The organism is Pseudonocardia sp. MH-G8 (assembly GCF_002262885.1).
GTDB lineage: Bacteria > Actinomycetota > Actinomycetes > Mycobacteriales > Pseudonocardiaceae > Pseudonocardia.
The window spans coordinates 21376-43852 of the sequence record NZ_NKYF01000040.1 but is presented as its reverse complement, the minus strand read 5'-3'; the positions used below and the strand labels follow the sequence as shown (position 1 = coordinate 43852).

The following is a 22477-nucleotide window of genomic DNA, read 5'->3' as shown; positions in this document are numbered from 1 at the left end:
TCACCCGTGCAGCCGCGCGCTGAGCGTGCCGAGCAGGTCGACCGCAGCCTCGGCGATCACGGTGCCGGGCCCGAACACCGCCGCCGCCCCGGCCTCCTTCAACGCAGGGTGGTCGGCAGGCGGGATCACGCCGCCGACGACGACCACGATGTCCTCGCGCTGAAGCGTCGCGAGCTCGGCGCGCAACTCCGGCACCAACGTCAGGTGCCCGGCCGCGAGCGAGCTGACCCCGACGACGTGCACGTCGGCCTCCACCGCCTGGCGCGCCACCTCGGCCGGCGTGGAGAACAGCGGACCGACGTCGACGTCGAAACCGAGGTCGGCGAACGCCGTGGCGATCACCTTCTGGCCGCGGTCGTGCCCGTCCTGGCCCACCTTCGCCACCAGGATGCGCGGCTGGCGGCCCTCCCGCACGGCGAAGGACTCCACCAGCTCACGCGCCCGCTCGATCACGGGGTTCTGGCCTGCCTCGTGCGCGTACACACCGGAGATGATCCGGATCTGACCGGAGTGGCGCGAGAACACCTTCTCCAGCGCGTCGGAGATCTCCCCCACCGTGGCCTTCGCCCGCGCCGCCGCCACCGACAGGCCCAGCAGGTTCTGCTCCTGCGAACGCGGCGAACCCTCCGCGATCAAGGCGGCCGCCGACGTCAACGCCGAGAGCGCCGCATCCACCTCGCGGTCGTCGCGCTCCTCGCGCAGCCGCCGCAGCTTCTCCAGCTGCTCGCGGCGCACACCGGCGTTGTCGACCTTGAGGACGTCGATGTCCTCGTCGGCGTCGGGCAGATAGGTGTTCACCCCGATCACCGGCTGCCGCCCGGCGTCGATCCGGGCCTGCGTGCGCGCCGCGGCCTCCTCCACCCGCAGCTTCGGGATGCCCGCGTCGATCGCCTGCGCCATCCCACCGGCCCGCTCGACCTCCTCGATGTGCGCCCACGCCCGCCGCGCCAGGTCGTAGGTGAGCCGCTCCACGTAGTGGCTGCCACCCCACGGGTCGATCACCCGCGTGGTGCCCGACTCCTGCTGCAACAACAGCTGCGTATTGCGCGCGATGCGCGCCGAGAAGTCCGTGGGCAGCGCGAGCGCCTCGTCCAGGGCGTTGGTGTGCAGGCTCTGCGTGTGCCCCTGGGTGGCGGCCATCGCCTCCACACACGTGCGCACCACGTTGTTGTAGACGTCCTGCGCGGTCAGCGACCAACCCGAGGTCTGGCAGTGGGTGCGCAGCGAGAGCGACTTGTCGCTCTGCGGCGAGAACGGGCGCACGAGCTTCGCCCACAGCAGCCGCGCCGCCCGCAGCTTCGCCACCTCCATGAAGAAGTTCATGCCGATGCCGAAGAAGAACGACAGGCGCGGCGCGAACCGATCCACGTCCAGGCCCGCATCGATCCCGGCCCGCAGGTACTCCACCCCGTCCGCGAGGGTGTAGGCCAGCTCCAGGTCGGCCGTGGCTCCGGCCTCCTGGATGTGGTAACCGGAGATGGAGATCGAGTTGAACTTCGGCATCTCCCGCGAGGTGAACGAGAAGATGTCGGAGATGATCTGCATCGAGGGCTGCGGCGGGTAGATGTAGGTGTTGCGGACCATGAACTCCTTGAGGATGTCGTTCTGGATGGTGCCCGCCAGCTGCTCGTGCGCCACCCCCTGCTCCTCCGCCGCCACGATGTAGAGCGCGAGCACGGGCAGCACCGCGCCGTTCATCGTCATCGACACCGACATCTCACCCAGCGGGATGCCGTCGAACAGCTGCCGCATGTCGTAGATCGAGTCGATCGCCACCCCCGCCATCCCGACGTCGCCCCCGACGCGGGGGTGGTCGGAGTCGTAGCCGCGGTGGGTGGCCAGGTCGAACGCGATCGACAGGCCCTTCTGCCCCGCCGCCAGGTTGCGCCGGTAGAACGCGTTCGACTCCGCCGCCGTGGAGAAGCCCGCGTACTGGCGCAGCGTCCAGGGCTGCGTGGTGTACATCGTCGGGTACGGGCCCCGCAGGTAGGGCGCGATACCCGGGAACGTGTCGAGGAAGTCCAGCCCCGCGACGTCGGCCGCGGTGTAGAGCGGCTTCACCCCGATGCCCTCCGGGGACTCCCAGATCGGCACGTCGCCGGTCCACCCCCCCGCCGGGGCCGCACCGCCGTCCAAGGGCACCTGCGTGAAGTCCGGGATGGTCATCGCACATCCTCCAGCGCGGTGTAGACCGAGTCGATCACGGCGAGCGCGTCGCCGCCGGCCGCGAGGTGCCCGTCCAGGCCGGGCACGTCGGCCGACCCGGCCAGCAGGACCTGCCGCGCGCCCGCCTCCCGCAGCGCCTCCACCGTCCGCGCCCCCCGCTCGGTGTAGAGCGCGTCGGTCGAGCACAGGACGGCGACGCCGGTGCCGGCAGCCGTGAAGGCCGCGGCCACCTCCTGCGCCGTCTCCGTGGGTCCGGCCTCGGGCGTCTCGATACCGCCCGCGGCGAGCAGGTTGCGCGCGAAGCCCGCACGCGTCGTGTACGCCGACAGCGGTCCCAGCGTCGCGAGGAACGCCCGCGGCCGGACGCCGGTCTCGGCGAGCACGGTGTCGGAGCGGTCCCGGAACGCCTCGTAGGGCTCGGCGGGCCGGAAGCGCGGCAGCCCGCCACCGGGTGGCTCCGGCACCGGCCGGCGCTCCAGCACGGGCTCCGCCAGGTCGGCGAACTCGCTCACCCCGGTGATCGGCGCGGTGCGCCGCGCGGCCGCGCGCTCGCGTCCCTCCCGGACCGCCGCCACCCGCTCGGCCACCAGCCCGGCGTCCAACGCGGCGAGGACACCGCCTGCGGCCTCGATCTCCTGGAAGAACGTCCAGGCGGCGGCCGCGAGCTCCGCGGTGAGCGACTCGACGAACCACGAGCCGCCTGCCGGATCGACCACCCGGGCCAGGTGCGACTCCTGCACCAGCAGCGCCTGGGTGTTGCGCGCGATCCGCCGGGAGAAGGGCTCGGACGCGCCGAGCGCGGCGTCGAACGGGGCCACCGTGACCGCGTCGGCGCCACCGACCCCGGCCGCGAAGCCTGCGACGGTGCCGCGCAGCAGGTTGCCGTGCGCGTCGCGGCGGGTGAGCATCGCCGGCGACGACACGGCGTGCTGGACCTGGGGCAGCGCCGTCGATCCCTGGGCGGCCCCGCAGGCCTCGGTGACGCGCGACCACAGCCGCCGCGCCGCGCGCAGCTTCGCGATCGTGGGGAACTGCGCGGCCGTGGCCGCGTAGCGGAACTCCAGCTGCCCCGCCGCGCCGGCGAGGTCCAGCCCGGCACCGGTCAGCGCGCGCAGGTACGCGACACCCGCGGCGAGCGAGAAGCCCAGCTCCTGCGCGTCCGAGGCCCCCGCGCCGTGCACCGGCAGCGCGTCCACGACGACCGTGCGGACCCGGGGGTATCCCTGCGCGACGCGCCGGGCGAGCGGCACGACCGTATCGACGTCCGGGCCGGCGCCGGTGCGGGCGCGGCGCCCCACCGGGTCCAGACCGAGGGTGGCGCGCAGGTCGGCGGGCGCGACCCCGCGGTCGGCGGCCAGCGCGAGCAGCGCCTCCGCCGCGGCGATCTCGGTGCCGGCCGGGTCCGCCGATGCGTCGAGCACCACGGGGGCGAGGTCGAGCTGCACGCCCTCGAGGACGGCGGGCAGGTCGGCGACCGCCGTGCCCTCCGCACCGACGGCCAGCCAGATCGAGCTGACGCCGTTCTCCAGGTCGGCGAGCACCGCCGTGCGGGCCGCCGCGGGATCGGGCTCGGCGTGGCGCTGCCGCACGTCCCAGCCGTCCGGGGCAGGGCCGTTCGCCCGCCCCCCGCGTACGAACGGCGCCGCGCCCGGCACGCCGGCCGACGCCGGGTCGGGCGCGTCGTCGGCGGTGTAGAGCGGGCGCACCCGGATGTCCTCAGGGGTGGTCCACTCCAGCCGCTCGACGCCCGCTCCGGCCGGGGCGTCGGGCGGGATGCGCCCTGCCTTGCGCACCACCTGGTCGACGAGCGCCGACCACTGCGCGCGCGCGGCCGCGGGGAACTCCGCGGCGAGCGTCAGCTCTTCCGGCTCCGACGGCGCGCCCGCGTCGAGCGCGTCGCTGTCGACCTGGGACGTGTTCATGCGGTGCCACTCCTCCGCCACCCCGCGCAGCAGCCTTGCCGGCGGGCCCGACGGTTCGGAGTGTAGGTCGGCGCGTGTGCCCCAGCCCGGTGCGCGCAGCGTGATCCGACCCACGGGACGGTCAGGCGAGGAGGATCTGGTCCCCGTCCACCTCGATGGCGCGCTCCGGCAGCGGCGCGTCGGCCGGGCCCTCCACGACCGCGCCGTCCTCCACCGCGAAGCGGCTGCCGTGGCAGGTGCACACGATCGTGCCCTCGCGCACCTCCCCGACGGCGCAGCCCTGGTGGGTGCACGTGGCGGAGAAGGCGCGGAACCGCCCCGCCGTCGGCTGCGTGACGACCACGTCCCGATCGGGGAAGACCGCACCGCCGCCGACCGGGATGTCGGACGCGCCGGCCAGCGCGTCCGCAGCGCCCGCGGCGTCCGGCTGCGACGGCGGGGCCGGAGCCGGAGCGGGCGGCGGCGCCGGGCGGGCGTCGTAGGTGGTGCAGGCGCACAGCGCTGCGGCGCAGGCGCCGGCCGAGCCGGCCACGAAAGCGCGGCGGGACGGGGCGGAGGGGAGCACGGCGAACACCTCAGGTCGGAGTATCGGGAGATCGGGTCAGAAGGAGAGCCCGGAGGTGGAGAAGAACCACAGCGACGAGCTGAGCCAGACGGCCGTCACGGCGGTGAAGAGGGCGCCGCCGAGCAGCGGCAGGCTCCACCGCGGGCTGTGCGGACGCTGCAGCACCAGCATCTTCGTGACGAAGGCGCCGTAGACGAAGCAGCCGGCGAGCGAGTGCAGCAGCACCCGGGGGGAGCCGTCCTGGAAGCCGAGCGCGTAGAGGCAGTGCACCGCGACCGGCACGGTGACCAGCACGGCCGCGCGACCCGACCAGCGGTGCACCGCCGCCAGCCGGCGCGATGGGCCGGCGGCCCGCCACCGCCGGCCCACCCGTCCGTGCAGCGCAGCTGCAGACCACAGCTGTCCCAGCGCCAGCACGAACGCGATGCTGCCCAGCCAGGCCTTCGCGGCCACGCCGGAGGAGAAGCCCGCGACGTTGACCGCCGCGGCCGCCGGCTCGTGCCACCGGCCGTACACCCCGAGCCCGACCGCGACCAGCGAGCCCGCCGCCGCGGCGACGAGCACGGCACCCGCGCCGCTGCCGGCGCGAACACCGCCGGCGTGCGCCCCGGCCGGCCGCGAGCCGGTGGGGCGGGTCCTCACCGGATCACCTCGTCACCGCCGTCGAGGGCCGTGACGTCGACCGGCACCCCGTCGAACGTGGTGGCGGCGGGGTCCGCCGGGTCCAGCGCGGGCGCGGGTCGCCGGACCCCGGCCGAGGAGGCCACCCCCGTGACGTCCCCCGCGCCGTCGACGATCCAGCCGATGCGCGTGGTGACGCCCCGGACGTCGGCGCGGCCCTCGTACAGACCGGCCGGCCCCGCGACGCCCTCCGCCGCGAACGGGCGCTCCTCGCCGTCGACGGTCACGGCACCCAGCACGGACTCCTCGGTGGCGGTGGCGGTGACCACCGGTGCGCCGCCCGCGTCGGAGAGCCGCAGGTCCGCGCCGGTGAGGGTGCCCTCGAGCCAGGTCTCGACCTCGTCCCCGTCGCAGACGTAGCCGACCGCGCGCCCGTCCCGCACCGCGATCGCGACGGTCACCTCGTCACCGGCGGAGCGGCCGGCGTAGGCGACGTCGGTGACGGCCGGGGCTGCGGGCGGCGCGGGCCCGGACTGCGCGGCGGACTGCGCGACCGGGGTGCCGGCGGATGTGGAGGCAGAGGTGGCGGCGTTCACGAGGAGCAGCCCGCCGCCGAGTGCGGCGACCACTCCCAGGGTGAGCAGCGGTGCGTACCGGGTCACGACACTCCCCGGGGTCGTCGGGGCCCGGACGGTCCGGGCGCGTCCTCGGGCACACGCGCGGCGGAGCGGGACGGTTCACCGCGATCCGCAGCGGATCGCGGTGAACCGGTACGCCCGCGCGGCCGTGTCGCAGGTGGGAGCCGCTCCGCTAGGGTTCCGCCCCCGACCACCGCCCCCGGGAGCCCGCTGACCATGCCGCCCGCACGTGAGCGTGCCGAGGACCGTGACGAGGCACTGCTGCACTCCGTCTACTCCGAGCACGGGCGCGCGCTGCTCGCCTACGCCACGAGGTTGACCGGCGACCGCGCCGCCGCCGAGGACGTCGTGCAGGAGACGCTGATCCGGGCGTGGCGGCACCCGGAGGTGCTCACCAACGGCAAGGGCTCGACGCGGGGGTGGCTCCTCACGGTGGCGCGCAACCTCGTCACCGACCGGTACCGCGCCCGGGCGGCGCGTCCGCGGGAGGTGGCGGAGAACCCGGACGCACCGCCGCTGGTGCGCGACCACGCCGACAGCGTGGTCGCCTCCGTCACCGTCATGGCCGCGCTCGACGAGCTCTCGGAGGACCACCGCGGCGTGCTGGACCAGATCTACTTCAAGGGACGCAGCCTCGGCGAGGCCGCCACCGCGCTCGGCATCCCGGCGGGCACGGTGAAGTCACGGTCCTACTACGCGCTGCGGGCGTTGCGGCAGTCGCTCGCAGGTCCTGCGCCCGAACCCGACACGACGGGAAGCGGGGTGCCGGCATGAACCGTCCGCGCGATCCGCACGAACACGGCCAGGAGGGCCGCCACCAACGGTACGAGGCGCACGATCCGGTGGAGCTGGGCGCCCACGCCCTCGGGTTGCTCGACCCTGCGCAGTCCCGGGCGGTCGAGGCGCACCTCGCCGGCTGCCCGACGTGCCGGCACGAGTGGGAGGAGCTGCACGGGATGGTCGATGTTCTCGACGACGTGCCCCCGGAGGCGTTCCTCGACGGCCCGCCCGACGGTGACCTGGTGCTGCAGCGCGCGCTGCGCCAGGTCCGCTACGAGGCGCGCTCACGCGGCCGGGCGCGGCGGCTGGCCGTCGTGGCGGCGGCCGTCATCGCCGTCGCCGCCGTCCTCGGCGGCGGCGTGCTGGTCGGCCGCTCGACCGCCCCGCCCGCGGTCGTGGCGGCACCCGCACCCGCCGCCGACGCCGTCGTGCTGTCCGGGGGCGGCGAGCCGGGCGTCTCGATGTCCACCACCCTCTCGCCCGCGGCCGGCTGGGTGCGCCTGTCCACGACCGTGCAGGGCATTCCGGCCGGCGAGCGCTGCCGGATCGTGGTGGTCGCCCGCGACGGCACCCGCCAGGTCGCCGGAAGCTGGCTCGTCCCCGAGCGCGGCTGGCGCGACGGGCTGACCCTCGACGGCTCGGCGCTCGTCGCCCTCGACGACGTCGCCGCCGTGGTGGTGGAGAACGAGGCGGGCCAGGAGTTCGCCGCCGCCCGCACCTAGCCGCGTTTCGGCAAAGCCACCTTCACGACCCCTGGCGCCATGAAGGTCGCCTTGCTGACGTGTCGACGGCGCGCAGGCGGGGTTGTGTGTGGGGCCTGCGATCGCGCGCGAGAGCGGCGGCCGCGTAGGTCGTGCAGGGCCAAGACAGGTTGCCGCGTTGGCCTCCCGCAACGCAGACGCGACAGCTTCCGCGCCCGTCGTCCTGGTGCTGAGTCAACGCCCTTTCCAGGGCGACGGGTTGCCCGACGAAGAACCGGGCCAGTTCAGCGACGAGACGATCCACGGGGGCTGCGTCCACCATCGGCTCCCAGCTGCCAGTGGCGCCGCACCTCGAGACGCCAGCCGGTATAATATGACATACCTGGTATGGCGATCTATACCAGGTATGGGGCGACATGCCAGGAGGAGTCGATGGCCCGACCCGACCACCGACGAGTGCCGGAGTACGAGCGGATCGCCGGTGATATCCGCCGACAGATCCGCGACAGCGCACTCGCGCCAGAGGATCGCCTTCCCAGCGCCGCAGCCCTCAGCGACCACTACGGCGTCAGCATGATCACCGCGAAGAACGCGATGAACGTGCTGCGGTCCGAGGGGTTGATCTACGGCGTGCCGGGAAAGGGCACCTTCGTCACTGCTCAGCGACGGCTGCGGCGCTCCGCTCCACACCGCTACTTCCAAGGCTCCGCCCCGACGTACGTCCTCGAGGCGGAGCGGGCCCGGATGCAGCCACGGGTCGAACACGCCACCAGCCGCATGGCCGCCACGGACAGCGTGGCCCGCCGCCTGGATTTGAGCGTCGGAGACGACGTGGCCGAGACCACCACCCGCACGTTCGCCGACGACCGACCGGTCAGCTGGTCGTACTCCTGGGAGCCGCTCGCCATCACGGCGAACACGGAGATCGAGGACCCCCATGCGGGCGCACACGGAGGCAAAGGACTCGCAGCGCGCTTCGCCGCTATCGGCTGGACAGTGGAACAGGTCGAGGAGAACTTGATCATCCGCGATGCCACCACGGAGGAGCGCACAGCGCTCGCCCTTCCCCTGGGCGCACCCGTAGCCGAAGTGCGCCAGACGGTCAGGGCAGTGCGCGACGGACAGGACGACCTGGTGCCGATCGAGGCGGCCGACATCGTGTTCGCCACGGACCGCATCGAGTTCAACTACCTCATGGACAGGCCGCACTGAGCGAAGCGACGCAGACCCTGCCGAGACTCGCGCCACCCGGGCCGCCGCCGAGGTTCTACATACGGTAGAACTACTACAGGCGGTAGAAGTTCCAAGGGGTGGAGGCACCGCGTGGACGCACTGGACCTGGCTCGCTGGCAGTTCGGGATCACGACGATCTACCACTTCCTGTTCGTCCCGCTGACGATCGGGCTGTCCGTCGTCGTCGCCTCGCTGCAGACCGCGTGGCACCGCACCGGGCGGCCGGAGTACCTGCGCGCCACCAAGTTCTTCGGCAAGCTGTTCCTGATCAACTTCGCGATGGGCGTGGTGACCGGGATCGTCCAGGAGTTCCAGTTCGGCATGAACTGGAGCAGCTACTCCACCTTCGTGGGCGATGTCTTCGGCGCGCCGCTCGCGCTGGAGGCGCTGCTCGCGTTCTTCCTCGAGTCCACGTTCATCGGGCTGTGGATCTTCGGCTGGGACCGGCTCCCCCGACGCGTGCACCTGGCCACGATCTGGGCCGCGGCGATCGGCTCCAACCTCTCGGCGTTCTTCATCCTCGCCGCCAACGCCTGGATGCGCCACCCCGTCGGGTTCGCCGTCGACCCGGCCAACGGACGCGCGTACCTCACCGACATCGTCGCCGTGCTCACCAACCCGCAGGCGCTCTCGACCTACGTGCACGTCGTCAGCGCGTCGTTCGTGGTCGCCGGGCTGTTCGTCGTGGCCGTGAGCGCCTACAAGCTGCTGCACCGCGAGCGCACGCCCCACCCGGACGAGCCCGGCATGTTCCGCCGGACGCTGCGTGCCGGCCTGATGACGACTGCCGTCGCGGGGGCCGTCGTCGCGCTCTCGGGCGACCACCAGGCCAAGCTGATGGCCGAGTACGAGCCGATGAAGCTCGCCTCCGCGGAGGCGATCTGGGACAGCGAGGGCGCCGCCGGGTTCTCGCTGTTCGCCATCGGCGACCACGAGATCGGGGAGGTCGGCGTCGGGCGCAACATCATCGACGTCGAGGTGCCCTACGTGCTCAGCTTCCTCGCCACCGGCTCCCCCGCAGGCGAGGTGGAGGGCATCAACGACCTGCAGCAGCGCTACAGCACGCAGTTCGGCCCCGGCGACTACACGCCCAACATCCCGGTCCTGTACTGGTCGTTCCGGCTGATGATCGGGCTGGGCATGGCCGGCGTCGGCGTCGGCGTGCTGGGTCTGTGGCTCACCCGGCGCGGCGCGCTGCCCCAGCAGCGCTGGATGTACCGCGTGGCCATCGTCGCCCTCCCCGCCGCCCTCGCCGCGAACATCTTCGGCTGGGTCCTCACCGAGATGGGTCGCCAGCCCTGGACGGTGGTCGGGCAGTTGCTCACCGCGGCGAGCGTCTCCCCCGGTGTGAGCCTCGCCGAGGTCGCCTTCTCGCTCACCGTGTTCACCGTGCTCTACGGGGTGCTCGCCGTGGTCGAGGCGCGGCTGCTCCTGCGCTACGTCAAGGCGGGACCCGGGCACGTCATGCCCTACCCCGGCGAGGGCGAGCCCGAGTCCGACCGCATCCCCGCGTTCATCTACTGAGGAGAGCGACATGGACCTGCCCACCGTCTGGTTCGTCGCGATCGCGGTGCTCTGGACCGGCTACTTCGTGCTCGAGGGGTTCGACTTCGGCGTCGGGATGCTGCTGCCGGTGCTCGGCCGCGGCCGGGAGGCCGAGGCCGACCGCCGGGTCGTCATCAACGCGATCGGCCCGGTCTGGGACGGCAACGAGGTCTGGCTCATCACCGCGATCGGCGCCATGTTCGCCGCCTTCCCCGCCTGGTACGCCGCCACCCTGAGCGGGTTCTACCTGCCGGTGCTGCTGATCATCGTCGCGCTGATCGGGCGCGGGGTGGCGTTCGAGTACCGGGGCAAGGTCGCCCCGCGTAGCGACAGCGAAGCGGAGATCAAGGCAGCCGCGCGCTGGCGGGCCCGCTGGGACGCCGCGATCGTCTTCGGCAGCGCCGCACCGGCGTTCGTCTGGGGCCTGCTGTTCGCCAACATCGTGCGCGGTGTCGAGCTGGGCCCCGACGGGGTGGTGCGCTCCGGCCTGCTCGACCTGCTCAACCCGTACGCGCTGGTGGGCGGGCTGGCCACGCTGACGCTGTTCGTCCTGCACGGCGCGGTGTTCCTCGCCCTCAAGACCGACGGGCCGGTCCGGCGCCGCGCCCGGACCGCGGCGCGCACCACGGCCCCGGTGGCTGCGGCAGCGCTCTTCGCGTTCCTCATGTGGACCCAGGCCGACCACGGCTCGGTCGCGACGGCGGTCCTCGCCGCCGGCGCCGTGGCGGCGCTGCTGTCGGGCACCGCGCTGCTGACCCGCCGCCGGGAGGGCTGGGCGTTCCTCGCCACGGCGGTGGCGGTGGCGGCCACGACGGCGGTGCTGTTCGTCGCGCTGTTCCCGGCCGTGCTGCCCTCGCTGCTCGACCCGGCCTTCGACCTGACGGTGGCGAACGCGTCCTCGGCTCCCTACACGCTCACGATCCTGAGCGTGATCGGCGCCGTGTTCCTCCCGCTGGTGGTGCTCTACCAGTCCTGGAGCTACTGGGTCTTCCGCAGGCGCGTCACCCGCGCGCACGTGTCGTGAGGCCCCTGGACCCGCGGCTGGTCCGCAGCACCGCGGCGGTGCGGGTGCACCTGGCCGTCACGGTGGCGTGCGGGTTCGCCGCCACCGCGCTGATCCTGCTGCAGGCCTGGCTGGTGGCGCACGCCGTCGCCGGGGCCACCGCCGGCGGGGCCGCGGCACTGGGCACGACGGTCGCCGCGGTCGGTGCCGTCGCGCTCGCCCGCGCCGCGCTGGCCTACGGCGCCGAGACCACCGCCCTGCGCAGCGCCGCCCGGGTGAAGTCCGACCTGCGCCGCAGGCTCGTCCGGCACGTCGCGGCCGGCGACCCGGCCACCACCGACGCGGGCGAGCTCACCACGCTCGCCACCCGCGGCCTGGACGCCCTGGACGACTACGTCGCCCGCTACCTGCCCCAGCTCGTGCTGGCCGCGCTCGTGCCGGTGGCCGTGCTCGTCGTCGTGTTCCGGGCCGACTGGATCTCCGCGCTCGTGATCGCGCTGACGGTGCCGCTGATCCCGGTGTTCATGGCGCTGGTCGGCATGAACACCCAGGAGCGCACGCGCCGGCAGTGGCACCTGCTGGAGCGCCTGGGCGGGCACTTCCTCGACGTCGTGGAGGGTTTGCCCACGCTGGCGGTCTTCCGGCGCGCGAAGGCCGAGGCCGCGCTCATCCGGCGGGTGACCGACGCGCACCGCGAGGCCACGATGAGCACCCTGCGCGTGGCGTTCCTGTCGGCGTTCGTACTGGAGCTGCTCGCCACGCTGGCCGTGGCCCTGGTGGCGGTGGAGGTCGGGCTGCGGCTGCTGTACGGCCGGCTGGACCTGGAGACGGCGCTGCTGGTGCTGATCCTCGCGCCCGAGGCGTACCTGCCGCTGCGCGAGGTCGGCGCGCGGTTCCACGCGAGCATGGAGGGTGTCACCGCCGCCGAGCGGGTGTTCGCCGTGCTGGAGCGTCCGGGCGCGGCCGTCGCACCGCCTGCCCCGGTCATGCCGGCGGCACACCCGGCCGTGCGGTTCGACCACGTGGAGCTCACGTACCCGGGCCGCGCGGCGCGCGCGCTCGACGGCGTCGACCTCGTGCTGGAACCCGGCACGACGACGCTGGTCACCGGCCGCAGCGGCGCGGGCAAGACCAGCCTGCTCTCGCTGCTGCTGCGCTTCGCCGAACCCACAGGAGGTCGGGTGCTCGTCAGCGGCGATGCCGACGGGGGCGAGGTCGACCTGCGCGACACCGACCCCGACGCCTGGCGTCGGCGCATCGCCTGGCTGCCGCAACACCCGTACCTGTTCGACGCCACGGTGGCCGACAACGTCCGCCTCGGCCTGCCCGACGCCCCCGACCACGCCGTACGGCGGGCCGTGCAGCGGGCGGAGGCGCAGGCCGTGGTCGAGGCGCTGCCCCAGGGCTACGACACCCCGCTCGGCGAGCGCGGGCACCGGCTCTCGGCCGGCCAGCTCCAGCGGATCGCGCTGGCCAGGGCGTTCCTGCGCCAAGAGGTGCTCGACGCGCCGATCGTCCTGCTCGACGAACCCACCGCGCACCTCGACCCGGAGCACGCCGCCGCCGTCCGCGCCGGCGTGGCCCGGCTGCTGCGGGGCCGCACCGGCGTGATCGTGGCCCACGACGAGGGCTGGGCCGATCTCGCCGACGCGGTGGTGCACCTGGACGCGGGCCACCCGGCCCGTGCGGAGCTCGCGGAGGTGCGCGGTGCCTGACACCACCCGACGCGCGCGGGACCCGCTGCTGCGGATGGTGGCGCTGGCCCGGCCGCGGGGTGCGCGGTTCGCGCTCGGGGTGCTGGCCGGCGCCGTCGCCACCGGGTCCGGCGTCGCCCTGCTCGTCGTCGCGGCCTGGCTCATCGCCACCGCGGCCACCTCACCGCCGCTCACGGCCCTGTCGGTCGCCGTCGTCGCGACCCGCGCGCTGGGCGTCACCCGCGGGGTGGCGCGCTACCTGGAGCGCCTGCTCACCCACGACGCCGCCCTGCGCACCCTCGCCGACGCCCGCGCGCGCGTCTACGACCGGCTGGCGCACGCCGAGGCGGTGCACCGGTTCCGGGCGGGCGACCTCGTCACGCGGCTGGTCAGCGACACCGACGCCACCCAGGACCTGCTGGTGCGCGGGCTCACCCCGCCGCTGGCGGCGCTCGTGACGGGCGCGGGCGTCACGCTCGTCAGCGGCGCGCTGTTCCTGCCCGGCGGGCTGCTGCTCGCCGCGGGCCTGCTGCTGGGCGGGGTCGCCGTGCCACTGGCCGCGGCAGCGGCGGGCCGCGGGCCGGGACGGCGCCGGGCGGCCGCGCGGGCCCGGCTGTCCACCACGCTCGTCGAGACCCTGCACGGCGCCCCCGACCTGGTCGCCTACGGCGCGCTGCCGGCCGCGCTCGAGCGCGTCACGGCGGCGGACGCCGAGCTCACGCGCGTCGAGCGGCGCGACGCGGGGCTGCTCGGCCTCGGTGCGGGCGCGTCCGCGCTGCTCGCCGGCCTCACCCTGTGGGGCACCCTGCTGCTCGGTGTGGCCGCGGTGCGCGACGGGACGCTCGAGGCGGTGCCGCTCGCGGTGCTGGTGCTCACCGCGCTGGCGGCGTTCGAGATCGTGGCGCCGCTGCCGGCGGCGGCCGCGCGCCTCGGGGCCGTGCGCGCCGCGGGCGCCCGGCTGTTCGACGTGCTCGACACCCCGCCCGCGGTCCGCACGCGCACACCGGAACCGCACGTGTCCGGCGGCGCGCCGGGGCTGCGGATCCGCGGCCTGCGGGTGCGCTACGGCCCGCGCGAGCCGTGGGCGCTCGACGGCGTCGACCTCGACGTGCCGCCCGGACGGCGGATCGCCGTGGTGGGCCCCAGCGGGTCGGGCAAGAGCACGCTGGCCGACGTCCTGTTCCGCTTCCGCGACCCGGACGCCGGCACCGTGCACCTCGACGGCGTCGACGTCACCACGATGGCACCCGACGCAGTGCGGGCCCGCGTGACCGGCATGCCGCAGGACCCGCACGTCTTCGCCGGGACCGTGCGCGCGAACCTGCGCCTGGCCCGTCCCGACGCGGACGACGACGAGCTGCTCGCCGTCCTGCGCCGGGTCCGGCTCGACACCGGTCTGCTCGACACCGAGGCGGGGCCCCACGGCGCCCGCCTCTCGGGCGGGATGCGCGTGCGGCTCGCGCTCGCCCGGGCCCTGCTGGTCGCCGGGGCCGACGGACCCGGGGCGCCGCTGCTCGTGCTCGACGAGCCCACGACGCACCTCGACCCGGACACCCGCGACGCGGTGCTCGACGACCTGCTGTCGGCCACCGCGGGCCGTTCGCTCGTGCTCATCACCCACGACCGCAGCCGGCTCGACGGGTTCGACGAGGTGGTGGAGCTGGTCGGCGGGCGCGTCCGCGATCTCCCGGCCCATCTCCCGGCCGACTTCTCAGCCCCGGCACAGGCGCGACCTGCCACCATCTCACCTGTCGAGGCTCAGCGGTAGGGTCTCGACCTCAGCAGGGCCGTCAGGCCAGGTGCCGGACAATGATGAGGTTCTCCCGTGCGTTCTCCCCGTTCCCTCGCCGCCATCGTCGCGGTGCTCGGCATGGCGCTGGTCGCCTGCTCCGGCACGACGACGGGCACGCCGACCTCGGCCCCTGAGCAGACGCTGCGCGCGATCGAGGACGACGCCGACTTCTCGTGGGAGCAACAGCCCGTGCCGCTGGAGCTGGGCGTCACGCACACGCAGGACAGCCTCGACCCGCACCACGCCGACGAGGCCACCGAGCGTGGCATCGAGATCCTCTCCGACGACGGCGCGGTGTGGGAGAACCACCACCTGATGGGCTTCGGCACGAGCAACCCGGAGCCCTCCCCCGGCGACTACGACTGGGAAACCCTCGACCGGCGCATGGAGCTCACCGAGGAGACCGGCAACAAGACCGTGCTCACCCTGTGCTGCGCGCCCGACTGGATGAAGGGCGGCGAGGCGGGCGAGACCGACTGGGACCTGCTCGAGGACAACCCGTTGCCGGAGTTCTTCGACGACTACGCCGCGCTCGCCGCCGCGGCGGTGGAGCGCTACCCGCAGATCGAGCGCGTGATGGTGTGGAACGAGCTCAAGGGCTTCTACAACCAGGCCGCGAACCGCTGGGACTACGAGGGCTACACCGAGTTCTACAACCAGGTGTACACGGCGGTGAAGAACGTGCGCTCCGACGTCGAGGTCGGCGGCCCCTACGTCGTGCTCACCAGCCTCGACGAGGGCGAGACCGACGCGTCGAAGGACGTCACCGGCCCGTGGGGCGCCGCGGACCAGCGGGCGCTCGACGTCGTCGACTACTGGTTGGCGCACAACGTGGGCGCCGACTTCCTCGCCGTCGACGGTTCCACCGCCACCAAGCAGGACACGGTGCCCGACCCGCTGGAGGGCGCGCAGAAGTTCGCCGACCTCACCAACTGGATCCACCAGCGCACCGACCTGCCGGTCTGGTGGGCCGAGTTCTACCCGGACGTGCCCGTGGGCGAGACGGGCGCGGCCGACAGCCCGGCCAGTGCCGCCACCACGCTCGCCACCATCGCCGCCTACGCGCAGTCGGGCACCGCGGGCGCGCTGCTGTGGGGCCCGCAGGGCCACGACCTGGAGTACGCCGCGCTCTGGACCGACAGCACCGAGGACGGCGGCGGGCAGCCCACGCCGCTCACCGCGGCCTGGCAGTGGCTGGTGCCACGGCTGGCCGAGGGCAACGTGGAGATCGGGCGCTCGAGCACCCAGCCCCTCGTGGTCTTCCGCGCGCCCGACGGCGCCGTGGTGGTCAACGCCAGCGCCGACCAGGTGCAGGTCGGCGACGCCGAGCCGGTGCAGGGCTGGTCCATCACGGTGGTTCCGCGCAGCTCCTGACACCGCCCATCAGGGCTTGCGGGCGACACCGCCCAGCACGAGCCCGTCCCCCGTGTCGGCCGGCGTGAAGGAAGGGCCGTCGGGCCACCAGTCACGCAGCCGGACGAGGCCCGGCTCCACCATCTCGAGGCCGTCGAAGAACTCCTCGATCTGCGCGCGGGTGCGGAAGTACCCCGAGCCCATCGCGCCGTTCGCGAACACGTCCTCGATGAACCGGGCCAGGCGCGTGCCCTCACCGTCGTCCTCGGGGTCGCAGAAGTGCGACAGCACGAGGTAGGAGCCCGAGGGCAGCAGCTCCATGTAGCGCCGGACGATCTCGTGCGGGCGCAGGTCGTCCGACACGTGGTGCATGGTGCTGCTCTGGATCAGCGCGATGGGAGCCCCGGCCTCCAGGAACCTCTTCGCCAACGGGTGGCCGAGCACCTCGTCGGGCTTGGTGAGGTCGGCGTCCACCAGGTGGGTGAAGTCGTTCTCCTCGAGGATGGCCCGCCCGTGCGCCAGCACGATCGGATCGTTGTCGACGTAGATCACCCGCGCGCTGGGGTTGAGCCGCTGGGCCGCCTGGTGGGTGTTCTCCGCGCTGGGCAGGCCCGCCCCGACGTCGAGGAACTGGTCGATGTGGGCCGAGTTCACGAGGAACCGCGTGACCCGCCCGAGCCACGTCCGTTGCGCCTTGGCGAGCCGCGCGATGGCCGGGGTCACGTCGTTGACCTGGTTGAACACGGCGCGGTCGACGGCGTAGTTGTCCTTGCCGTCCAGGAAGCAGTCGTAGACCCGCGCGACGCTCGGCTTCGCCGTGTCGATGTGTCGAGAGGGCGGGACGGGCGTGTCGTCCGCGTCGGAAGGGGCGTCGATCGGGGTGTCCGGCGTCACGCGCCGTAGCCTAGCGGGCACGCCCGGGCCACCACATCCCCCGGGGCGGGTGTCGCGCCCCCCTATCGGGGAAGGGGGTCACCACCGGGAAGCGTGAGCGTGCTGGGAGTGCGGGGCAGGATCGCGTCGATGTAGGCCTTCGCGGCCGCAGTCGTGCCCACGTCCTTGCCTGCCTTCTCCGACAGGAACCAGCGGTGCTCCAGGATCTCGTGGAACACCTCGGCGGGCTCCAGCCGGTCGGCGAGGTCCTCCGGGATGCGGGCCATCACCCGGTCGTAGACCTCGGCGCGCCACCGGTGCCCGGCCACCGTCTCGGGCACCGCCCGGCCCTCCTTCTGCTCCAGGTAGCCGCGGTAGCTACGAAGGTCGTTGAGCAGGCGACGGGCCTGGTTCTCGGTGACCTCCAGCCCGGTGAGCGCATAGAGCCGGTTGCGGTGCCGGCCGGTCTCGGCCACCTGGGTGTGCACCTTCAGCCGCACACCGGCGCCGGTGGTGATCAGCTCGATCTCGTCGACGTCGAAACCGAGCTCGTTGATCCGGTCGACCCGCGCGGCCACGCGGTAGCGCTGCTCCGCGGGGTTCAGCAGCTCCTCGCGGGTGAGCTCGTCCCACAGCGCGGAGTAGCGCCGCGGCAGCTCGGCCGCGATCTCGACGGGGTCGACGTCCTCGGGCAACAGGCCACCCGACTGCAGGTCGAACAGCTCACCGCCCACCCGCTCGGCCGCGTAGTCGATGTCGAAGCTGCGCTGCCCGTCCGAGAGCGCGGGGTGCAGCTCCGCGGTCTCGGCGTCCACCAGGTACGCGCCGATGCTGCCGGCGTCGGGCCGGAACAGCGTGTTGGACAGTGAGCAGTCACCCCAGAACAGCCCCGCGAGGTGCAACCGGACGATCAGCTCCACCATCGCGTCGATCAGCTGCACGGTGGGGCGCGCGGCGTGCCCGTGGGAGAACACGTAGCGGTAGGACATCGAGTAGTCCAGGAACCGCGTCACGAGTATCGCGTCCTGCGGGAGGCCTCCCGCCGCCGGGCGCTCGACGCACACGCCGAGCACCGACACCGCGGGCATGCCCATCGTCTCCAGCTGCCCCAGCAGCCGGTACTCCCGGCGCGCCAGCCGCTCGTCGATCTCCTTCAAGGCGTAGACGTGCCCGTCGACCTCGACGAAACGCACGACGTGACGCGAGATGCCGCGGTGGGCCACCTCGAGGAGGTGGGCGTCCTGCCACTCCTCGAGGGGCTCGTGCCACGGCAGCGAGAGCAACCCCGCGGCGTGCTCGGCCGGTGGACGGAAGATGAAGCGCACGGGACCAGTATCGCCGAGACGGCGATCAGGCCTTCGGGCCGCCCGCGACGTAGATCACCTGGCCGGACACGAACCCGGCTCCCTCGCTCACGAAGAACGACACCGTGTGCGCGATGTCCTCCACCTGTCCGGGGCGCGCCACCGGGATCTCCTTCGCGCGCGCGGCGACGTAGGTGTCCCAGTCCTCGCCGATGCGCTCGGCGGTCGCGCGGGTCATGTCGCTGACGATGAACCCGGGCGCGATGCAGTTGGCGGTGACACCGAACTTGCCCAGCTCGATCGCGAGGGTCTTGGTGAAGCCCTGCAGCCCCGCCTTCGCGGTGGCGTAGTTCGTCTGGCCGCGGTTGCCCAGCGCGGACGTGCTGGACAGGTTGACGATCCGGCCCCACTTCTGCTCGACCATGTGCTTCTGCACCGCACGTGCCATGAGGAACGAGCCGCGCAGGTGCACCCCCATCACGGTGTCCCAGTCCGACTCGGTCATCTTGAACAGCAGGTTGTCGCGGGTGACGCCGGCGTTGTTGACCAGCACGGTGGGCGCACCGAGCTCGGTGGCCACGCGGTTCACGGCGGCCTCCACCTGCTCGGTGTCCGCCACGTCGGCGCCGACGGCGAGCGCGCGCCCGCCCGCGGCCTCGATCGCGTCGACCGTGCCCTTCGCGGTGGCCTCCTCGAGGTCGATCACCGCGACGGCGAAGCCGTCTGCGGCCAGCCGCTGGGCCGTGGCCGCGCCGATCCCGCGGGCCCCTCCGGTCACGATCGCCACGCGCTGCGGGCTCTGGGTCATCTCTGCACTCCCCGTCCTCGTCCTCGTCGACTCCCCCGGGAGTCTCGGTCACGGCGGCGGAACGCGCCAACGGCGAGTGAGCTACGTCGCGGAGCTGACCTCATGATCGAAGTACCGATCATGGCCGCACTAATCGAAGAAGCGGGCCAGGTGGCGCGGGTCCGGGGCGTCGTCGGGGGTCGCGGGCGTGAGGTCGGCGAAGATCGTCGACTCGTCGCGGCCCACGTGCAGCGGGTGCCAGGCGGGCCGGTCCGGCCCCCAGCAGATGCCCTTGAACGTCTGGGTGTCGAGCAGCCGGACGTGCGTGGGATCTGCCACCGCGTTCACATGCTTCCACCAGGGCGAGAGCACGTGCAGCACGCCGCCGGGCCGCAGCACGCGGTGGCACTCGGCCACCAGCGGCAGGAAGTCGATCAGGTGTTCCAGCACGTGCACCGCGAAGATCTGGTCGGCGCTCCCGTCGCGGAACGGGAGCGGGCGCGCGACGTCGGCCACGGTCGCCACCGACGGCGTGTGCCGGCGGTCGACACCGATGTTGGTCGGGTACTGGCGCTGGTCGCCGCAGCCGAGGTCGAGCACCACCGGGTCCCGGCCACCGACGCGTACCCGGTCCCACACCGCGTGGACGCCACCGAGCCTGCCGACCAGCCGCCGCACGGTGTCGAGCTGGTCGGGCCGGTCCACCTGCCCGCGCAGGTGCACGACGCCGCCGTCGACCTGAGCGGTGACATCGAGGCCGCGCACCCGCTCGTCGTGGACGAACAGCTCCGCCACCACGTCGGTCAGGTCGTCGTCGCACAGCTGTTGCCTCGCCTCGCCGCCCATGCTGATCCGCTACCCGTGCTCCGCGGCGGTCAACCGTCGGCGGCCGTTTCGCATCCGGCACCTCGGGAACGCCGAACGCGTGACCCTGATCAGCACCCGCGGAGGAGAGATGCGCGCATGACCGGCTTCCTCGGGCCGGGCGATCCCGGCTCCTTCGACGAGTTCCTCGCCCGCTTCTTCGGCTCCGGTCCCGGTGCCCGCGGCCCGGTGCGGCGGGTGGACCTGACCCGGTTGATGAGCGCCGGGGCCCGTGAGCTCGTGGCCGCGGCCGCGCAGCTCGCGCTCGACCGCGGCGACACCGACCTCGACGCCCAGCACCTGCTGCTCGCCTCGACCCAGCTCGAACCGACCCGCCAGTGGCTGGCGCGCGCCGGAGCCGACCCGGACACCATCGCCCGCATGCTCGACGAGCGGATGCAGCGCGGCGAGCCCACCGGCCGGGCGCCTGCGCTCACGCCCGCCGCGAAGCGGGCGCTGCTCGACGGCCACCAGGTGTCGCGCTCGCTGGGCTCCACCTACATCGGCCCCGAGCACGTGCTGATGGCCATCGCGGCGAACGAGGAGTCGGCCGCGGGCCGGCTGCTGGCCGAGGCGAGCTTCTCCCCCGGCCCGCAGGCCGGTCCGCCCCGCGCCGGCTCACGCACCCGACCGGCCCGTCCGAGCGAGGGCGCAGCGGGAACCTCCGGTACGCCGACGCTGGACCAGTTCGGCCAGGATCTCACCGCCGCGGCCCGCGAAGGCAGGCTCGACCCCGTCGTCGGGCGGGCGCTGGAGATCGAGCAGACCATCGAGGTCCTCTCCCGCCGCACCAAGAACAACCCGGTGCTGATCGGCGAGGCCGGCGTCGGCAAGACCGCCATCGTCGAGGGCATCGCCCAACGGATCGTCGACGGCGACGTGCCCGACACCCTCGCCGGCCGCCGCGTCATCGAGCTGCAGCTCTCCGGGGTCGTCGCCGGCACCCGCTACCGCGGCGACTTCGAGGAGCGGCTGCGCACGCTGATCGACGAGATCCGCGCCCACGGCGACGAGCTGATCGTCTTCATCGACGAGCTGCACACGATGGTCGGGGCAGGCGGCGGAGGCGGCGGCGAGGGCGGTGGCTCCATGGACGCGGGCAACATGCTCAAACCTGCGCTGGCCCGCGGAGAGCTGCACGTCATCGGCGCCACCACGCTCGACGAGTACCGCAAGCACATCGAGTCCGACGCCGCGCTCGCGCGCCGGTTCCAGCCCGTCACGGTGCCGGAGCCCAGCTGCGAGGACGCGATCGAGATCCTGCACGGGCTGCGCGACCGCTACGAGGCCCACCACCAGGTCCGCTACACCGAGGACGCGCTGCGCGCCGCGGTGGAGATGTCGGACCGCTACCTCACCGACCGCTTCCTGCCGGACAAGGCGATCGACCTGATGGACCAGGCGGGGGCCCGGGTGCGCCTGCGCACCCACACCCCCTCGACCGACCGTCGCGGGCAAGAGCAGCGCCTCGAGCAGCTGGAGCGGGACAAGGACCAGGCCGTCGCCGACGAGCAGTACGAGCGGGCCTCCGAGCTGCGCGACGAGATCGCCGGCCTGCGCAGCAGGCTCACGACGGCAGGCGCGTCCGACGGCAGCGTGCCCGAGGTGGGCGTCACCGAGATCGCCGACGTGGTGTCGCGCTCGACCGGCATCCCCGTCACGCAGCTCACCGAGGCCGAGCGCGACCGGCTGCTGCGCCTGGAGCAGGAGCTGCACAGCCGCGTCGTCGGGCAGGACGAGGCCGTGTCGGCGGTCGCCGAGGCGATCCGCCGCTCCCGCGCCGGGCTCGGCGACGAGGACCGGCCGGTCGGCAGCTTCCTGTTCCTCGGGCCCACCGGCGTCGGCAAGACCGAGCTGGCGCGCGCGTTGGCTGTCGCGCTGTTCGGCGAGGAGGACCGGATGGTCCGCCTGGACATGAGCGAGTACGGCGAGCGGCACACCGTCGCGCGGATGGTCGGCGCGCCTCCCGGCTACGTCGGGTACGGGGAGTCGGGCCAGCTCACCGAGGCGGTGCGCCGCCGGCCGTACTCGGTGCTGCTGCTCGACGAGATCGAGAAGGCCCACCCCGACGTGTTCAACGTGCTGTTGCAGGTTCTCGACGACGGGCGGCTCACCGACGGGCAGGGCCGCACGGTCGACTTCCGCAACACCGTGATCATCATGACCAGCAACGTCGGATCGGAGCTGATCACCAACCAGGGCATGACGCTCGGTTTCGGCAGCAGCCGCGACACCGACACCGACGCGGACGCCGGAGCCCTGCGCGACAAGATCATGCCCCGGCTGCGCGACGTGTTCCGCCCGGAGTTCCTCAACCGGATCGACGAGATCATCGTCTTCCGCCGGCTCGACCCGGAGCAGCTCGCCACTATCACGGACCTGCTGCTCGGCGACACCCGCAGGCGCCTCGCGGCCCAGGACGTCACCGTCGAGTTCACGGACGCCGCGGTGCGCCGGATCGCCGAGCTGGGCTACCAGCCCGAGTTCGGCGCGAGACCGCTGCGCCGCACCATCCAGCGTGAGGTCGACAACCGCCTGTCGAGCCTGCTGCTGGCCGGGAAGCTCCCGGCCGGCACCCACGTGAAGGTGGACGAGACGGACGGCGACCTGGACATCCGACCCACCGTCTGACCCCT

At 73.5% G+C, this 22477-nt stretch carries 18 protein-coding genes; 9 read left to right on the top strand and 9 right to left on the bottom strand.

Annotation, left to right across the window (positions count from 1 at the left end; translation table 11 throughout):
• The 5 genes from scpA to CFP66_RS43675 all read right to left on the bottom strand — a co-directional run bounded on the left by scpA (position 1) and on the right by CFP66_RS43675 (position 5936).
• Positions 1 to 2166 carry a methylmalonyl-CoA mutase gene (gene scpA, locus CFP66_RS43695; RefSeq protein ID WP_094931273.1) on the bottom strand — a complete coding sequence of 722 codons (2166 nt, stop codon included), beginning with the start codon at positions 2164 to 2166 and terminating at the stop codon, positions 1 to 3.
• Complete coding sequence (locus CFP66_RS43690) at positions 2163 to 4088, bottom strand: methylmalonyl-CoA mutase family protein (protein WP_094931297.1); 1926 nt, start codon at positions 4086 to 4088, stop codon at positions 2163 to 2165. The genes scpA and CFP66_RS43690 overlap by 4 nt, the downstream gene beginning before the upstream one ends.
• A gap of 121 nt (positions 4089 to 4209) precedes the next feature.
• Positions 4210 to 4653, bottom strand: coding sequence for a Rieske (2Fe-2S) protein (locus CFP66_RS43685; RefSeq protein WP_233160225.1), 444 nt, complete (start codon positions 4651 to 4653; stop codon positions 4210 to 4212).
• Between the two features lie 36 nt (positions 4654 to 4689).
• Positions 4690 to 5295 (bottom strand): DUF6529 family protein, encoded by a 606-nt coding sequence (locus CFP66_RS43680; protein WP_233160224.1) that lies wholly within the window; start codon positions 5293 to 5295, stop codon positions 4690 to 4692.
• Positions 5292 to 5936, bottom strand: coding sequence for a hypothetical protein (locus CFP66_RS43675; RefSeq protein ID WP_094931271.1), 645 nt, complete (start codon positions 5934 to 5936; stop codon positions 5292 to 5294). The genes CFP66_RS43680 and CFP66_RS43675 overlap by 4 nt, the downstream gene beginning before the upstream one ends.
• Positions 5937 to 6128: 192 nt before the next feature.
• On the opposite strand from CFP66_RS43675, the gene CFP66_RS43670 reads away from it, so the two are divergent.
• From CFP66_RS43670 to CFP66_RS43635, 8 genes are all read left to right on the top strand, one after another.
• Positions 6129 to 6686, top strand: a complete 558-nt coding sequence (locus CFP66_RS43670) for a sigma-70 family RNA polymerase sigma factor (protein ID WP_094931270.1) — start codon at positions 6129 to 6131, stop codon at positions 6684 to 6686.
• Positions 6683 to 7414, top strand: coding sequence for an anti-sigma factor (locus CFP66_RS43665; RefSeq protein ID WP_094931269.1), 732 nt, complete (start codon positions 6683 to 6685; stop codon positions 7412 to 7414). The genes CFP66_RS43670 and CFP66_RS43665 overlap by 4 nt, the downstream gene beginning before the upstream one ends.
• A 435-nt stretch (positions 7415 to 7849) precedes the next feature.
• Positions 7850 to 8605 carry a GntR family transcriptional regulator gene (locus tag CFP66_RS43660; RefSeq protein WP_158228445.1) on the top strand — a complete coding sequence of 252 codons (756 nt, stop codon included), beginning with the start codon at positions 7850 to 7852 and terminating at the stop codon, positions 8603 to 8605.
• A gap of 111 nt (positions 8606 to 8716) precedes the next feature.
• Entirely contained in the window at positions 8717 to 10150 is a 1434-nt protein-coding gene (locus CFP66_RS43655; RefSeq protein ID WP_094931267.1) for a cytochrome ubiquinol oxidase subunit I, read from the top strand.
• Between the two features lie 10 nt (positions 10151 to 10160).
• On the top strand, positions 10161 to 11195 hold the full coding sequence (gene cydB / locus CFP66_RS43650) for a cytochrome d ubiquinol oxidase subunit II (RefSeq protein ID WP_094931266.1): 1035 nt from the start codon (positions 10161 to 10163) through the stop codon (positions 11193 to 11195).
• Positions 11192 to 12889 carry a thiol reductant ABC exporter subunit CydD gene (gene cydD / locus CFP66_RS43645; protein WP_094931265.1) on the top strand — a complete coding sequence of 566 codons (1698 nt, stop codon included), beginning with the start codon at positions 11192 to 11194 and terminating at the stop codon, positions 12887 to 12889. The genes cydB and cydD overlap by 4 nt, the downstream gene beginning before the upstream one ends.
• Entirely contained in the window at positions 12882 to 14636 is a 1755-nt protein-coding gene (cydC, locus tag CFP66_RS43640; protein WP_233160223.1) for a thiol reductant ABC exporter subunit CydC, read from the top strand. The genes cydD and cydC overlap by 8 nt, the downstream gene beginning before the upstream one ends.
• Before the next feature lie 57 nt (positions 14637 to 14693).
• Positions 14694 to 16034, top strand: coding sequence for a hypothetical protein (locus CFP66_RS43635; RefSeq protein ID WP_094931264.1), 1341 nt, complete (start codon positions 14694 to 14696; stop codon positions 16032 to 16034).
• Positions 16035 to 16043: 9 nt separating this feature from the next.
• Here CFP66_RS43635 and CFP66_RS43630 read toward each other — a convergent pair whose 3' ends face one another.
• The 4 genes from CFP66_RS43630 to CFP66_RS43615 form a co-directional block, all read right to left on the bottom strand.
• Entirely contained in the window at positions 16044 to 16907 is an 864-nt protein-coding gene (locus tag CFP66_RS43630) for an SAM-dependent methyltransferase (protein WP_233160222.1), read from the bottom strand.
• A 62-nt stretch (positions 16908 to 16969) separates the two neighbouring features.
• Entirely contained in the window at positions 16970 to 18211 is a 1242-nt protein-coding gene (locus CFP66_RS43625; protein ID WP_094931263.1) for a DUF4032 domain-containing protein, read from the bottom strand.
• Positions 18212 to 18236: 25 nt separating this feature from the next.
• On the bottom strand, positions 18237 to 18998 hold the full coding sequence (gene fabG / locus CFP66_RS43620; protein WP_094931262.1) for a 3-oxoacyl-ACP reductase FabG: 762 nt from the start codon (positions 18996 to 18998) through the stop codon (positions 18237 to 18239).
• A 129-nt stretch (positions 18999 to 19127) separates the two neighbouring features.
• Positions 19128 to 19823, bottom strand: a complete 696-nt coding sequence (locus CFP66_RS43615; RefSeq protein WP_094931261.1) for a methyltransferase domain-containing protein — start codon at positions 19821 to 19823, stop codon at positions 19128 to 19130.
• 117 nt (positions 19824 to 19940) lie between these two features.
• Between CFP66_RS43615 and CFP66_RS43610 the strand changes: the two genes are divergently transcribed.
• Entirely contained in the window at positions 19941 to 22472 is a 2532-nt protein-coding gene (locus tag CFP66_RS43610) for an ATP-dependent Clp protease ATP-binding subunit (RefSeq protein WP_094931260.1), read from the top strand.
• The last annotated feature ends 5 nt before the right edge of the window (positions 22473 to 22477 follow it).